Consider the following 15,975-nt stretch of genomic DNA (forward strand, 5'->3'; position numbering starts at 1 on the left):
CCCGCACCCGCGGTGCAGCGCATCCGACTGCGCTACACCAAGCGCGGCCGCCTCCGGTTCACCAGCCACCGAGACTTCCAGCGCGCCTTCGAGCGTGCGCTGCGCCGTGCCGAGGTGCCGATGGCGTACTCGGCGGGGTTCACGCCGCATCCGAAGGTGTCGTACGCCAATGCCGCACCCACCGGCACGGGCAGTGAGGCGGAATATCTGGAGATCGCGCTCACCGCGGAGCGTGACCCCGACAAGCTGCGCGAGCTGCTCGACGAGTCGATGCCCGTCGGGCTCGACATCATCGACGCGGTCGAGGCCCGGACCTCCGGGCTCGCCGACCGGCTCACGGCTTCCGTGTGGGAGCTGCGGCTCGACGGGGTGGCGCCCGAGGACGCGGAGCGTGCGGTGGCCGCGTTCAACGCGGCCGAGAGCGTAGAGGTCCAGCGCATGGCCAAGAACGGCATGCGCACCTTCGACGCCCGCCCCGCCGTAGCAAGCCTTGAAGTCACTTATGAGACGCTCAGTCCACAGGCTGATAGGCCTACCGACCAGGCCTGTGCGATACTGCGGCTGGTTGTTCGGCACGTGACGCCTGCCGTTCGACCCGACGACGTCCTGTCCGGTCTTCGCGCCGTGGCCGACCTGGCGCCGCCGGTCGCCGTAGCGGTGACCAGGCTGGCGCAGGGGCTGTTCGATGAAGAGACCGGCACGGTGACCGACCCGCTCGCGCCCGACCGCGAGGCAGTAGTGACCGCGAACATCACGGTCGCCGAAGCTGCCGCCGCGAAGGCGCCGGCGTAGGGAAGGTTCCGCGTAGGGACGGATGTCGTAGCGCCGCCCTCGGACTCGGGAGCCACCTGGGTCGGGCAGCGCACCGACCACAAGACTTTCGCCAGGCCGTCCGCATCTGGGCGTACGGAACCGGCGAGACAGGACACAGAGAGCTCCCGTGCGGCGCCCGCGCCCCGGACGGCGGCACCGCGCAACGCGCGAGCCGCGGACGTCACCGGCATCCATGCCGGACCAGGCGCGGCGCCCGGGAGCCTGACGGGAGAAACGCCCGCATGCTCGAACCGACCGAACCCGCAGAGGGTTCCGAACTCAACACCCCGAGCGACACGCTGCCGCCGCGCCGTAGGCGCCGCGCCGCGTCTCGCCCAGCGGGACCGCCGACCGCCCCCGAGGGCGCGGTCGAAAGCAGCGCTCCGGCCATACCGGCCGAGGTGAGCGACGACACCGACAAGAAGAGCGAGACCGACGAGAGCGTCGAGACCGCCGAGGTCAGTGCGGTTGCCGAGCCCCTTGAGGCCGAGGTGACCGAAGTGGCTGCCGAGGCGCCCGCTGTCGTAGAAGCAGTAGAAGCAGAAGCCGTAGAGGCCGTAGAAGAGGCCGCGCCTGCCGGGCGTACGCGTCGGCGTGCGACGCGGCGGGTGTCCGCGCCCGCCGGTGCGCCGGAGGCGAGCGAGGCGCCCGAGGCCGCGGAGATCGTGGTGCCGGCCGTTGCCGCCGCCGCGCCCGCCGCCGTCGAGGAGGCCGCGCCCGTCGGGTCCGACGAGGATGCCGCTCCACGCCGCGGTCGCCGTCGTGCCACGCGCCGGGTGACCGCGCCCGAGACCGTCGCGCCCGCCGCCGAGCCGGTGGAGGAGGCCGAGGCGCCCGCTGCCGTCGAGGCCGTGGCCGTCGTAGAGGAAGAGGCCGTGCCCGCCGGGCGTACGCGGCGTCGTGCGAGCCGTCGTGCTTCCGCGCCTGCCGGTGCGCCGCAGGCTGCCGAGGCCGCTGAGGTCGTCGAGGCTGCTGAGAGCGCCGTGGCGGCCGATGTGAGTGAAGAAGTGACCGAAGGTGCCGCGCCTGCCGGGTCCGATGAGGATGCCGCTCCGCGCCGGAGCCGTCGTCGCGCCACGCGCCGCGTGTCCGCGCCTGCCGGGACGCCCGTGGCCGAGGAGGCCCCTGTGAACGACGAGACCGCCGCGGAGACCGCGGAGACAACCACCGCCGCCGAGCCTGTCGAGGACTCCGGGCCGCGTCGTCGGCGTCGTGCCGTGCGCACCGCCGCCGGAGGGTTCTCCGCGCCCGCGCCCAAGAACGGGAACGGTGCCGAGGACGAGGACGGGCCGCGTCGGCCCGCGCGGCCCGCTGTGGCCGTGTTCCGGGCGCCCGTGTTCACCGAGCCGATGTTCCAGACGCCCGAGCGGGCCGCCGCCGCTGCCGCCGAGGCCGTGGAGGACGACGACGAGGAAGAGATCGTCGTCGCCGAGCCCGTGGCCGTGGAGGTAGTCGAGGAGGAGACCGGCGGGCGTCGTCGGCGTCGTCGCCGGGGTGCCGCCTTCGAGGCGGAGCCCGAGGCCGCTGTCGTCGTCGAGGCCGTTGTCGTGGAGGAGGAGCCGGAGGAGGCCGACGAGGCCGCCGAGGACTCCGCCGACGGTGACGAGGCCGAGGAGACCGGTTCGCGCCGCCGCCGTCGTCGCGGTGGCCGGCGTCGTCGCCGTGGCGAGTCCGCCACCGGTGAGGACGAGGGCGAGGACGGCGACGACTACGCCGCCGAGCAGGCCGCGCAGGACTCCGAGGACACCGCCGAGCAGGTCGAGGAGGACGCCGAGGAGGCGGACGAGGACCAGGGCGGTTCCGGGTCGAGCAGCAGCCGTCGCCGGCGTCGTCGGCGTCGTCGCGCCGGTGACTCCTCCGGCGAGGTCGAGGCGCCCTCGTCGGCCGACGACCCCGAGCGCACCGTCGTCAAGGTCCGCGAGCCGCGCGCCAAGAAGGACGAGCACCCGAGCGACGAGGTGCAGTCCATCAAGGGCTCGACGCGTCTCGAGGCCAAGAAGCAGCGCCGCCGCGAAGGCCGTGAGCAGGGCCGCCGCCGCGTCCCGATCATCACCGAGGCAGAGTTCCTGGCCCGGCGCGAGGCCGTCGAGCGCGTGATGGTCGTCCGGCAGAGCGGTGAGCGCACGCAGATCGGCGTCCTGGAGGACGGCGTGCTCGTCGAGCACTACGTCAACAAGGAGCAGTCGACCTCGTACGTCGGCAACGTCTACCTGGGCAAGGTCCAGAACGTGCTGCCCTCCATGGAGGCCGCGTTCATCGACATCGGCAAGGGACGCAACGCCGTCCTGTACGCCGGTGAGGTCAACTTCGAGGCGCTCGGCATGGCTAACGGGCCGCGCCGCATCGAGTCCGCCCTGAAGTCCGGTCAGTCGGTCCTCGTGCAGGTCACCAAGGACCCGATCGGGCACAAGGGCGCGCGTCTGACCAGCCAGGTCTCCCTGCCGGGGCGTTACCTCGTGTACGTCCCCGAGGGCTCGATGACCGGCATCAGTCGCAAGCTGCCCGACACCGAGCGGGCCCGGCTGAAGACCATCCTCAAGAAGATCGTCCCCGAGGACGCGGGCGTCATCGTGCGCACCGCAGCCGAGGGCGCGAGCGAGGACGAGCTGAGCCGTGACGTCGAGCGGCTGCAGGCGCAGTGGGAGGACATCCAGAAGAAGGCGAAGGGCGGCGGCGGTTCGAACGCCCCGTCCCTGCTGTACGGCGAGCCGGACATGACCGTCCGCGTCGTGCGCGACATCTTCAACGAGGACTTCACCAAGGTCATCGTCAGCGGTGACGAGGCGTGGGACACCATCCACGGCTACGTCTCGCACGTCGCCCCCGACCTCGCCGACCGGCTCTCCCGGTGGACCTCCGAGGTCGACGTCTTCGCGACGTACCGCATCGACGAGCAGCTGATGAAGGCGCTGGACCGCAAGGTCTGGCTGCCCAGCGGCGGTTCGCTGGTCATCGACAAGACCGAAGCGATGATCGTGATCGACGTCAACACCGGCAAGTTCACCGGTCAGGGCGGCAACCTCGAAGAGACCGTGACCAGGAACAACCTGGAGGCGGCCGAGGAGATCGTGCGCCAGCTGCGGCTGCGCGACCTGGGCGGCATCGTGGTCATCGACTTCATCGACATGGTCCTGGAGTCCAACCGGGACCTGGTCCTGAGGCGCCTGCTCGAATGCCTCGGACGCGACCGTACGAAGCACCAGGTCGCCGAGGTCACCTCGCTGGGTCTGGTCCAGATGACCCGTAAGCGCGTCGGACAGGGCCTGTTGGAGTCCTTCTCCGAGACCTGCGTCCACTGCAACGGCCGCGGTGTCATCGTGCACATGGAGCAGCCGACCTCGGTCGGTGGCGGCGGCAAGCGCAAGCGGCGCGGGCGCGGTGGCGACGGGAGTGGACAGGACGTCCACGACACGCACGACGGCCACGACACGCACGACCACGAGCACGACGACGAGGTCGAGACCGAGGCGGAGGTGGCGGCCGAGGTCGCCATGCCGGTGCCGTTCGCCGAGACCGAGTTCCGGCCCGACGAGGACCTGTACAGCAGCGCCGCCGAGGCGGAGGCAGCGGCCACCCGTGGCGGTCGTTCGCGGCGCCGGACGAGCCGGCGGGCGTCGGCTCCGGCCGGTGCGCCGAGGGCGGAGTCCCGTGAGTCGCGGCAGCCGCGCGAGGTGCACGAGGTGCGTGAGGAGGCCGAGCCGGCCGCTGTCGCGCAGGCCGCGCCCGTCGCCGTGGAGGACCCGGTGGTCGAGGCTCCGGTCGCTGTCGAAGCGCCTGTGGCCGACGAGGCCCCTGTTGTCGACGACGCCGCGCCCAAGGGGCGTACGCGCCGCCGTGCGACCCGTAAGGCGACCGCGCCCGCCGGTTCGCCTGCGGGGGCCGAGGAGGCCGCCGTGGTGACGGTCACCGAGGCGGCCGCGCCGGTCGTCGTCGAGGCACCCGCGCCCGTCGAGCAGCCCGAGGCGCCCGCCGAGAGCGCGGCTCCGGCCCGCCCGCGGCGTCGTGCCGTGCGCAAGGCCACCGCGCCGACCGCGTCCGAGGAGGCGGCCGTCACGGTCGTACCGTCGGCCGTGGTGGAGGAAGCGCCGGCTGCTGCGGTTGAGGCTGAGGTCGAGGCTCCGGCCAAGAAGGCGGCCGCGCGCAAGACGGCCAAGAAGGCCACGGCGAAGAAGGCCGCCGCCAAGAAGACGACGGCGACGGCGACCAAGACCGCGGCCAAGAAGACGGCCGCTAAGAAGACGACGGCCAAGAAGGCCGCCAAGACCACGTCGAAGAAGACCGCGGCGGCGGAGCAGACGAACCCGTCCTCCGTCACCGCCTCCACCGACGAGGGCTGAACCCCAAGGGTGTGCGGCCGGTCCATGTGATCGGTCGCACTCCCGCAGGGGCCCGGTTTGACCCGTTCGGCTGCGGCCCCGTAACCTTGACTGTCGGCGTGTCCACTGGTGGCACGCCACATCCCCGTAAACCTCTTCCTCCCGGGCGTGTTCCGCCGGGAGAGGCCGTCTGCTCTGCAGGGCGGCTGGACTGCGGGGGTGCCGTCCCTGAGCAAGAGAGTGAGATCCGCGTGTACGCCATCGTGCGCAGCGGTGGTCGCCAGCACAAGGTTGCTGTCGGCGACATCGTTGAGGTTGACAAGATTTCCACTGCCAAGGTTGGCGACACCGTAGAGCTCTCTACGCTGCTCGTTGTCGACGGCGACGCTGTGACCAGCGACCCGTGGGTCCTGGCCGGCATCAAGGTCCAGGCCGAGGTCGTGGACCACCACAAGGGCGTCAAGATCGACATCCTTCGGTACAAGAACAAGACCGGTTACCGCCGTCGTCAGGGCCACCGCCAGCAGTACACGGCGATCAAGGTCACTGAGATCCCCGCGGCTGCGAAGTAAGGGACTGAGGAGAGATGGCACACAAGAAGGGCGCATCGTCCACCCGGAACGGTCGCGACTCCAATGCCCAGCGGCTCGGCGTGAAGCGCTTCGGCGGTCAGGTCGTCAACGCGGGTGAGATCCTGGTCCGCCAGCGTGGCACCCACTTCCACCCCGGTTCGGGCGTCGGCCGTGGCGGCGACGACACGCTGTTCGCGCTGAACGCCGGTGCGGTGGAGTTCGGTACCCACCGTGGCCGCAAGGTCGTGAACATCGTTCCGGTCGCCTGAAGCATCAGGTAACTGATTCAGGCGACTGATTCAGGCAGCTGATCGGAAGCTTTCGCGAGGCGGACCTCACTTCCCTTCCGGGAAGCGGGTCCGCCTTTCGCGTGTTGAACAAGAGACATAGCTGGACCAAGAGACATAGCTGTACGTAACTGGAGGCACATCCCATGACCACCTTCGTGGACCGCGTCGAGCTGCATGTCGCCGCGGGTAACGGAGGCCACGGCTGTGCCTCCGTCCACCGTGAGAAGTTCAAGCCGCTCGGCGGCCCGGACGGCGGCAACGGCGGAAGGGGCGGTGACGTCATCCTCATCGTCGACCAGTCCGTGACCACGCTGCTGGACTACCACCACTCCCCGCACCGCAAGGCCACCAACGGCAAGCCCGGCGAGGGCGGCAACCGCTCCGGCAAGGACGGCACGGACCTGATCCTGCCGGTGCCGGACGGCACGGTCGTGCAGGACGGCGCGGGCAACGTCCTCGCCGACCTCGTCGGCCACGGCACCTCGTACGTCGCCGCACAGGGCGGCCGGGGCGGCCTCGGCAACGCGGCGCTCTCCTCGGCCCGCCGCAAGGCCCCCGGGTTCGCGCTGCTCGGCGTCCCCGGTGACCTCCAGGACATCGTCCTCGAACTGAAGACGGTCGCCGACGTGGCGCTCGTGGGCTACCCGAGCGCCGGCAAGTCCTCGCTGATCTCCGTGCTGAGCGCGGCCAAGCCGAAGATCGCCGACTACCCCTTCACCACCCTGGTCCCGAACCTCGGCGTCGTGACGGCCGGCGAAACGGTCTACACGATCGCCGACGTCCCCGGTCTCATCCCCGGCGCCAGCCAGGGCAAGGGCCTCGGCCTGGAGTTCCTGCGCCACGTCGAACGGTGCAGCGTCCTCGTGCACATCCTGGACACCGCCACGCTGGAGTCCGAGCGCGACCCGATCTCCGACCTCGACATGATCGAGGAGGAGCTGAAGCAGTACGGCGGCCTCGACCGGCGCCCGCGGATGGTCGTCCTGAACAAGATCGACGTACCGGACGGCAAGGACCTGGCCGAGATGGTGCGGCCCGACCTGGAGGCGCGCGGCTACCGCGTCTTCGAGGTGTCGGCCGTCGCCCACACGGGACTTCGCGAACTGTCCTTCGCCATCGCGGAGTTCGTCGCCGCGTCGCGTGCCGCGAAGCCGAAGGAGGAGGCGACCCGGATCGTCATCCGCCCGAAGGCGGTCGACGACAGCGGCTTCACCGTCGTACAGGAGGAGGACGGCCTCTTCCGCGTGCGCGGCGAGAAGCCCGAACGCTGGGTCCGCCAGACCGACTTCAGCAACGACGAGGCCGTCGGCTACCTCGCCGACCGGCTCAACCGCCTCGGTGTGGAGGCGGAGTTGATGAAGTCGGGCGCCCGCTCCGGCGACGGCGTCGCGATCGGCCCCGAGGACAACGCGGTCGTCTTCGACTGGGAGCCGACCGTCATGGCCGGCGCCGAGATGCTGGGCCGGCGTGGTGAGGACCACCGGCTCGACGAGCCGCGGCCCGCGACGCAGCGTCGTCGGGACAAGCAGGCCGAGCGGGACGAGGCGACGCAGGAATTCGAGGAGTTCAAGCCCTTCTGAGTGGACGGGTGAAGATCGTTTGCCCGGCGTAACCCAAACTGGCTGAGACCCGTTGCTCTCGAAGCAACGGGTCTCTTGCTGTGTGCCGATTTGTCATGGACGCGATACTTACTGTTCAACAGGCGGGACTCCGCGCACTGTGAGGCTTCCAAGTGACCCAAGAGGCCAACGTCGCAAGGGAGTTCACGATGACCGGAGCCGTATCACCCGATCGACGACGTTTTCTCGCGGCCGGCGCGGCGGTGCTCGGGGCCGCCGCCTCCGCCCAGCTCTGGCTGCCGACTTCGGCCCGAGCTGCCGAAACCCCGCTGCCCGACGGGGTGTTCAGCCTCGGCATCGCCTCCGGCGACCCGCTGCCCGACGGCATCGTGCTGTGGACGCGCCTCGCCCCGGACCCGCTGCACGGCGGCGGGATGCCGGAAGAGGTGGTCCCGGTGGAGTGGGAGATCGCCGAGGACGCCCGCTTCAGAAAGCACGTGCGCCGCGGAATCGCGCCCGCCCGGCCCGAGTACGGGCACAGCGTTCATGTGGATGTACGGGGACTGCGCCCGGGCCGCGACTACTGGTACCGCTTCCGCACCAGCGGCCAGCTCTCCGCCACCGGCCGCACCCGCACCGCGCCCCACCCGCACAGCTCCGGCGGCCGGCTGCGCGTCGCGCTCGCCTCCTGCCAGAACTGGCAGAACGGCTACTTCACGCCGTACGCCGACATGCTGTCCCAGGACCCCGACTTCGTGCTCTTCGTCGGCGACTACATCTACGAGTCGGCGCCGTCGAACGCGGGACCGCGCCGGCACGAGGGGACCGGGGAGCCGTACAGCCTGGTCCAGTACCGCAACCGGTACGCGCAGTACCGCACCGACCCGGACCTGCTGGCGATGCACGCCAACTCCCCCTGGGTGGTGACCTTCGACGACCACGAGGTGGACAACGACTGGGCGGGGGAGGTCCCGCAGGACCCCGACAAGCAGTCGCACGACGCGTTCGTCGCCCGGCTGACGGCGGCCTTCCAGGCGTACTACGAGCACATGCCGGTGCGCGCGAGCGCCGTACCGAACGGGCCGCACATCCAGATGTACCGGCGCCTGGAATTCGGCCGGTTGATGCGCCTGAACGTGCTGGACACCCGGCAGTTCCGCAGCGACCAGGCGACCACGCAGGCCGGCGCCGAGGACCCGGCGATGACGATGATGGGCGCCGAGCAGAAGCAGTGGCTGCTGCACGGACTGCGCCACTCGCCCGCCCGCTGGAACGTCATCGCCTCGCAGATCATGATGGCCGAGACGGACATCCTGCTCGGCGCGGGCAAGCAGTGGTTCTACGACGCCTGGGACGGCTACCAGGTCGAACGCAACGCCCTGCTGGAGGACTTCAAGAGCGTCCGCAACCCCGTGGTGCTCAGCGGCGACCGGCACCTGACGATGATCAGCGACCTGAAAGAGGACTTCGCCGACCCGGACTCCGCCGTCGTCGGCGCCGAGTTCGTCGGTACGTCCATCTCCAGCAACGGCGACCAGGACCAGGCCGCCTTCCACGCCCAGTGGGACCCGCTGATGGCCGACAACCCGCACTGGAAGGTGATCGACGCCCACCGCGGCTACCACCTGTTCGACATCCGGCGGGACGGCATCGACGCCCAAGTCAGGGTCGTGGACACCGTGTTGAAGCCGACGGCCGTGCCCAGCACCTACGCCTCGCTCCGGGTGGAGGCGGGCGACCCCGGCGTACAAGTCGTATAGAGGTTTGTGAAACCTGTGTGACGGGCGCCTGGGACTCATCTGTGTCCCAGGCTCCTCTCAGGTCTGACTCAGGAACAACTCTTACCTTCCGTTAACCATGGAGACGGACTGTATTAAGGAACCGCTGCCCTCCGGCACCCGGCTGTTGCACATCGGCCCGCACAAGACCGGGACCACCGCCATCCAGGGCGCGCTGTTCGCCGCGAAGGACGCGATGCCCGCGCACGGCGTCGACTTCCCCGCGCACAGCAGACACCCGATGGAAGCGGCCCTCGCCGCCTGCGCCCGGCCCGCGATGATGGGCGACACCGTGCCCACCGACAAGCACTGGACGCGCCTCCTCGACGCCGTGCACTCCACCGGCGAGCGCACCTCGGTGATCAGCAGCGAGTTCTTCGCCGACGCGGAGGACGACGAGACGATCGCCCGGATCGTGGAGCAGCTCGGCGGCGAGCGCGTGCACATCCTGGTCACCCTGCGCCCGCTGGCGAAGATCATGCCCTCGCAGTGGCAGCAGTACGTGCAGAACGGCCTGCGCATGGGCTACGACAACTGGCTGGAGCACATGCTCCGCAAGGCGCCCTACGAGCAGCCCAACCCCAGCTTCTGGCGCCGCCACCGGCACGACCGGCTGGTGGAGCGGTGGACGCGGGCCGTGGGTCCCGAGCGCGTGACCGTCGTCGTGGTCGACGACAGTGACCGGGACGGGCTGCTGCGTACCTTCGAGGCGCTGCTCGGACTGCCCGCGAATCTCCTGCGGCCGGTTCCGGACGCGGCGAACCGTTCGCTGACCCTCGCCGAGACCGAAATGCTGCGCAAACTCAATGTGGAATTCCGCGGCAATGGGCTCCCCGACGAGCTGTATTCCAAGCTCGTGCGCAACGGCGCGGTCATGCATATGAAGAATGCGTGCAGCCCGACCCCGCAGGACGTGAAGATCACCACGCCTCGGTGGGCGATCGAGGCCGCGGGCGCGATCGGCGCCGAGATGGCCGGGACGATCGCCGCCACGGGCGTACGGGTCGTAGGGGACACGGCGCTGCTCTCGGCCGTACCGGAGACCGCGGAGAAGGCGTCCGGGGCGCCGCGGATCGCGCCCGAAGTGGCCGCGCAGGCGCTGTACGGGGCGCTCGCGGCGGTGGCCGCCGCGCCGGTCAGGCACACCGCGCCGGCGAAGGCGCGGACCGTTCACCAGACGTCGTCGAAGGAACTCGTGCGCGTTCTCGGCCACCGCTGTCTGAAGAAGCTCAGGCGCCGCTGAGAGGTGTCATCACGCGGTTACCAGCAGTGAAAGGTGAATGACAGGTGTCGCGCACATATGCGGCGGAGGTCACTCGCCTTGCACTGCGGTAACCGCGAGTGGGACCATTTGCGAGTTCCCCCGTTGTCCCGAGGTAGGTCAAGGTCACCTGTGTCGCACATAGCCAAGCCCCGCACCACCGCAGTGATCCTGGCCGGCGGTACCGGCCAGCGGGTGGGTCTGTCGATCCCCAAGCAGCTGCTGAAGATCGCCGGCAAGGCAGTCATCGAGCACACCCTGACCACCTTCGAGAACGCCGACTCGATCGACGACATCATCGTTCTGATGGCGCCCGGTTACGTCCCGGACGTCGAGAAGATCGTCGCCAAGGCCGGCTTCAAGAAGGTCACGCGGATCATCGAGGGCGGCTCCACACGCAACGAGACCACCGAGCGCGCCATCGCCGCGCTCGGCGAGGGCCTGGCCGAGGGCGAGGACGCCAACGTCCTCTTCCACGACGCCGTGCGCCCCCTGCTCTCGCAGCGCGTGATCGACGACTGTGTGGTCGCGCTGGAGCGCTTCCAGGCCGTCGACGTGGCCATCCCGTCCGCGGACACCATCATCGTGACCCGCACGCACGGCGACGACGGCGAGTTCATCACCGAGATCCCGGACCGCTCCCGGCTGCGCCGCGGCCAGACGCCCCAGGCGTTCAAGCTGTCCACGATCCGCCGCGCCTACGAGGTCGCCGCCGGGGACCCCAACTTCCAGGCCACCGACGACTGCAGCGTCGTACTCAAGTACCTGCCGGACGTGCCGATCCACGTCGTCGCGGGTGACGAGTACAACATGAAGGTCACCCAGCCCGTCGACGTCTTCATCGCCGACAAGCTCTTCCAGCTCGCCTCCACGGCCGCCCCCGAGCAGGTCGACGAGGCCGCCTACCGCGAGCTGCTCACCGGCAGGACGCTGGTCGTCTTCGGCGGCTCGTACGGCATCGGCAAGGACATCGCCGAGGTCGCCGAGGGCTACGGCGCCACGGTGTACGCGCTGGGCCGCTCCACCACCGGCACGCACGTCGAGAACCCCGAGGAGGTCGACGACGCGCTGTCCAAGGCGTACGCCGAGACCGGGCGCATCGACTACGTCATCAACACCGCGGGCGTGCTGCGCATCGGCAAGCTGGCCGAGACGGACAACGCGACCATCGAGGAAGCGCTGAAGGTCAACTACCTGGCGCCGGTGCAGATCGCCCGTTCCGCGTACAAGTACCTCGCCGAGACCAAGGGCCAGCTGCTGCTGTACACCTCCAGCAGCTACACGCGCGGCCGTGCCGAGTACAGCCTGTACTCCTCGACCAAGGCCGCGATGGTGAACCTCACACAGGCCCTGTCGGACGAGTGGGCCGGCGACGGCATCCGCGTGAACTGCATCAACCCGGAGCGCACCGCGACCCCGATGCGCACCAAGGCGTTCGGCCAGGAGCCGTCGGGCACCCTGCTCTCCTCCGAGGCCGTGGCCCGCACCTCCCTCGACGTGCTGCTGTCCGAGCTGACCGGCCATGTCATCGACGTACGCCAGCAGGACCCGACGGCCGGTGCGGCCAAGGCGTCCGGTTTCGAGGCCGCCCTGGCCTCCGTGCTGGACGTCCAGGACGGCGTGTAATAATCGGCAGTAATTAGGCTTTTGCGGGAATTCAGGTCTCTGTGTTCGCCCCATTCAGGGCGTTCGCAGGGACCTGACTCCTTGACCCGGCAAATTACTCAAAAAACCCAAGAGCAGGTTTATCAGTGATTTCCACCGCTATCCGCGTCGCCCGGGTGGGCAGCGCAGCCGAACTGGCCGCGGCGGTCCTCATGATGCTGGGATTCCCCGCCCTCATGCTGGCCGCGCTGATCCCGAGCGTTCCCGCCTTCGCGGCCGCGGCCGTCGTGACGTACGTCGCGGACCACTATCTGCACCGGCAGGCCAGCTACCTGGTCAACCGCCTCAGCAAGGTCAGGGCGGGCATCTCGATCCGCTTCCTGATCCGCCAGCTCCTGCTGATCCTGCTGCTGGCCCGCCTCAACCTCTCCGACAACCTGATCTTCTACGGCGCGATCGCCTGCTTCATCGCCTTCTACGGCCTCCAGGCCCCGCACGGCGCCGTGGTCACGCTGATCCGCAACCGCCGCCGGATGCCGGTCGCCACCCGCAACGTCGACCTCGGCTCGCGCATCCACATCCCGGACGCCCCGCCGTTCGGCCTGCTGGAGCGCTCCGCCGAGAAGATGCTCCACCTCGACCTGTTCGCCGTCGTGGGCCTGCTGATCTCCGCGCAGCTGGACGCGGGCCTCGCGGGCTTCATCGGCATCGGCGTCACCCTGTTCCTGGGCGCCCTGTACGTCCTCGCGCTCGTGCCGTACATACGGGGCACGAAGATCCCGCCGACCGCCGATGTCATCCTCGAAGCCGTCGACGGCTGGCTGCGCGAGTACAAGCCGCAGACGGTGCTCTGCTTCTCCGGCTCCAAGGACTCGGCGTACCAGGTCAACATGTGGCTGGAGACCATGGAGGAGCTGGACACCCGGCCCCTGGTCCTGCTCCGTGAGCGCGTCATACTGCAGAACCTCGCCCCCACCAAGGCACCCGTCATCTGCGTGCCCGGCGGCGTGCACCTGATGAACATGGACCTGTCGACCGTGCGCGTCGCGCTCTACGCGGCCAACGTCGGCAAGAACATCCACCTGCTGCGCGTCCCCACCATGAAGCACGTCTTCATCGGCCACGGCGACAGCGACAAGCTGGCCAGCGTCAACCCGTTCAGCAAGGTCTACGACGAGGTGTGGACCGCCGGCCGCGCGGGCCGCGACCGCTACGCCATCGCCGACGTCGGTGTCCGCGACGACGACATCGTCGAGGTCGGCCGCCCGCAGCTCGCCCCCATCCAGACCTGGCAGGGCGTCCCCGAGGGCCGTATCCCGACCGTGCTCTACGCGCCGACCTGGGAGGGCTGGGACAACGACCCCGGCAACACCTCCCTCCTGCTGGCCGGCGAGAACATCGTGAAGAAGCTGCTCAAGGCCGACCCGCCGGTCCGTGTCCTGTACAAGCCGCACCCCTTCACCGGCACCGTCAGTTCCGCGGCCGGCTCCGCGCACCGCAAGGTCACCGCGCTGGTTGAGAAGGCCGCCGCCGAGCGCGCCACCGACCCGCGTTTCCAGGCCGACGCGGCCGCCCAGACCAAGGCCAAGGCCGACCTGGTCCGCATCGAGGCCCGGATCACCGAACTGTCCGGCGGCCCCGCCGACAAGGGCGACGAGGCCGAGCTCACCCGCGACGGCGTCGTCGACCTGGCCAAGTACGAGGAGATCGCTCGGCTGCGCGCCGAGTGGAACGACGCGTACTGGAAGTCCTTCGGCACCTTCGAGCACCGGGTCATCGCGGGCGCCGAGCCGCGCCTGTACGACTGCTTCAACGTGTCCGACGCGATGGTCTCCGACATCTCCAGCGTGGTCTCCGACTTCATCGCGAGCGGCAAGCCGTACGCGGTCACGGACTCCGCGAAGCTGGGCGTCGAGGAGTTCAAGCGCCAGAACACCGCGGTGCGCGCCGCCGTGATCCTGTCCAACAAGGCCGTGGAACTGGGCGAGTTGCTGGCGGCGGTCCACGCCCCGGACGCCGACCCGCTGGCCGAGGACCGCAAGGAACTCAAGCAGTACCTGCTCGGCCCGGACGAGCCCACGTCCATCGAGCAGTTCAACACCGCCGTGCAGGATCTGGCGCTGAAGTCCGAGGCCCGCAACGTGGGCCAGGAGCGGGCGGCGGCGACCGGTGACGCGGCGAGCCCGACGGAGGCCCACCTGTCGGCCGACCCCACGGTCGGCTGACCTGCGCGCGTCAGTATTCGGTCAAGAAGAGCCCGGTTTTTGGGGAGTGATCCTCGAAAACCGGGCTCTTCTGCGTATCCCCTGCTGACGGAAGACAACCGATCCACTCGGTCGGCTGTCTTGAAGATGGCGATCCAATGGACAAAGGGGAGCGCGTGCCCATGACGCAGCCTGATGTGACCGTGGTCATCGGGGCGTACGAGGCGATGCCCTACCTGGTCGAGTGCCTGCGCTCGGTCGAGGCGCAGACTCTGGACCCGGCCCGTATCGAGGTCATCGCCGTCGACGACGGCTCGACGGACGGCACGGGGGAGTACCTGGAGGAGTTCGCGGCCCGCGCCGCGACCCACGTCACGGTGATCCGTCAGGAGAACTCCGGCGGCCCCAGCTCCCCGCGCAACGTCGGCCTCGGCAAGGCGAGCGGGCGCTACGTCTTCTTCCTCGACGCCGACGACCGGCTCGCCCCCGAGGCCCTGGAGCGCATGGTCGCGATGGCCGACCGCAACGGCACGGACGTCGTCCTCGGCAAGGTCGAGGGCATCAACCGCGTCCCGCCCAAGGCCGCGTGGGTCGAGACGCTGGAGCGCACCGACGTCTTCCACTCCAACATCAAGTTCACCCTGAGCGCCCAGAAGCTGTTCCGGCGGGCGCTGTTGGAGCGGAACGGCATGCGGTTCGACGAGTCGCTGTTCACCGGCGAGGACGCGCTGTTCACGATGGAGGCGTATCTGCGGGCCGACGGCGTCTCCGTCATCGCCGACCACACCTGCTACTACCTCGTGGGCCGCGACGACGGCAAACACGTGACGCAGAGCGGGAGTTACACCCTGCGCTTCGACTCCGCGCGCGCGTTGATGAACCTCATCGCCGAGATGGTCCCGCCGGGGGTGGAGCGGGACAAGTTGATGGTTCGCCCGTTCCTTGTCACCCTGCTCCCGCAGTTCGGTCCGAAGTACGTGGGGGACAGTGAGCAGGTCCGACGCCACAAGTTCGAGCTGGCCAAGCCGTTGATGTCCGCGCACTGGACGGACGAGGTGGCGCTGCGACTCAAGGTCGACGAGCGGTTGCGGCTGCACCTGGTGGCTGCTGAACGCCCCGAACTCCTGTTGGACGTGGCCGAGTTCATCAAGTCGAGGAAGCGCCCCGAGGCGGTGGTGGAGAAGCGGGGGCGTCGGGTGTATCTGGCCTATCCCCACTTCCGATCGGGTGAGGCGGGGCTGCCTGACTCCCTCTATATGGCCGAACCTCGTGAGGCGCGTGCGGTGGAGGGATATCGGGAGGGGGGAGCGGGTGTGTTCTTGCGAAGGGTGGCGCGGAAAGTACGTCGGGTGCAGGTGCGTCGTGGCTGGTCGCGCAGTTCCCCGCGCCCCTAAAAGACACGGGCCGGCCTGCGTTTTTAAGGGGCGCGGGGCTGTGTCGATTTGCGGCTCCGCCGCGTGGGCGCGACCAGCCCCCACCGACCCGCACCCGAAACTCAACCCATCTGTCCGCGACCTGGACCAACGTGCACACCCCAACCCGGTTCGCGTAAATTGCCGGGGGTCACCCGAACCCAC

At 69.6% G+C, this 15,975-nt stretch carries 10 protein-coding genes; all 10 read left to right on the forward strand.

The genetic code is table 11. The features are described 5' to 3' along the window. Window positions 1–12: 12 nt before the first annotated feature. The 10 genes from OO70_RS26265 to OO70_RS26310 all read left to right on the forward strand — a co-directional run bounded on the left by OO70_RS26265 (window position 13) and on the right by OO70_RS26310 (window position 15,792). Entirely contained in the window at window positions 13–792 is a 780-nt protein-coding gene (locus tag OO70_RS26265; RefSeq protein ID WP_043676403.1) for a TIGR03936 family radical SAM-associated protein, read from the forward strand. 263 nt (window positions 793–1,055) lie between these two features. Continuing rightward, the gene (locus OO70_RS26270; RefSeq protein ID WP_043676406.1) at window positions 1,056–5,150 is read left to right on the forward strand and encodes an Rne/Rng family ribonuclease; all 4,095 of its coding nucleotides are present in this window, start codon (window positions 1,056–1,058) and stop codon (window positions 5,148–5,150) included. A gap of 230 nt (window positions 5,151–5,380) precedes the next feature. Beyond that, window positions 5,381–5,701 carry a 50S ribosomal protein L21 gene (gene rplU / locus OO70_RS26275; protein WP_007381993.1) on the forward strand — a complete coding sequence of 107 codons (321 nt, stop codon included), beginning with the start codon at window positions 5,381–5,383 and terminating at the stop codon, window positions 5,699–5,701. 14 nt (window positions 5,702–5,715) lie between these two features. Then, window positions 5,716–5,970 carry a 50S ribosomal protein L27 gene (gene rpmA, locus OO70_RS26280; RefSeq protein ID WP_019063244.1) on the forward strand — a complete coding sequence of 85 codons (255 nt, stop codon included), beginning with the start codon at window positions 5,716–5,718 and terminating at the stop codon, window positions 5,968–5,970. Between the two features lie 164 nt (window positions 5,971–6,134). Further along, window positions 6,135–7,571 (forward strand): GTPase ObgE, encoded by a 1,437-nt coding sequence (gene obgE, locus OO70_RS26285; protein ID WP_043676409.1) that lies wholly within the window; start codon window positions 6,135–6,137, stop codon window positions 7,569–7,571. Between the two features lie 188 nt (window positions 7,572–7,759). Further along, window positions 7,760–9,310, forward strand: coding sequence for an alkaline phosphatase D family protein (locus OO70_RS26290; RefSeq protein ID WP_043676412.1), 1,551 nt, complete (start codon window positions 7,760–7,762; stop codon window positions 9,308–9,310). A gap of 97 nt (window positions 9,311–9,407) precedes the next feature. After that, window positions 9,408–10,571 (forward strand): hypothetical protein, encoded by a 1,164-nt coding sequence (locus OO70_RS26295; RefSeq protein WP_043676413.1) that lies wholly within the window; start codon window positions 9,408–9,410, stop codon window positions 10,569–10,571. A 150-nt stretch (window positions 10,572–10,721) separates the two neighbouring features. Further along, window positions 10,722–12,215, forward strand: coding sequence for a bifunctional cytidylyltransferase/SDR family oxidoreductase (locus OO70_RS26300; RefSeq protein ID WP_043676415.1), 1,494 nt, complete (start codon window positions 10,722–10,724; stop codon window positions 12,213–12,215). A 125-nt stretch (window positions 12,216–12,340) separates the two neighbouring features. Next, window positions 12,341–14,419 carry a hypothetical protein gene (locus tag OO70_RS26305; RefSeq protein WP_043676418.1) on the forward strand — a complete coding sequence of 693 codons (2,079 nt, stop codon included), beginning with the start codon at window positions 12,341–12,343 and terminating at the stop codon, window positions 14,417–14,419. A 155-nt stretch (window positions 14,420–14,574) separates the two neighbouring features. Then, window positions 14,575–15,792: a glycosyltransferase family 2 protein gene (locus OO70_RS26310; protein ID WP_043676738.1), complete on the forward strand. Its 1,218-nt coding sequence runs from the start codon at window positions 14,575–14,577 to the stop codon at window positions 15,790–15,792. The last annotated feature ends 183 nt before the right edge of the window (window positions 15,793–15,975 follow it).

Origin of the sequence: Streptomyces xylophagus (genome assembly GCF_000716435.1) — a bacterium.
In the GTDB taxonomy this organism is placed as follows: Bacteria; Actinomycetota; Actinomycetes; order Streptomycetales; family Streptomycetaceae; genus Streptomyces; species Streptomyces xylophagus.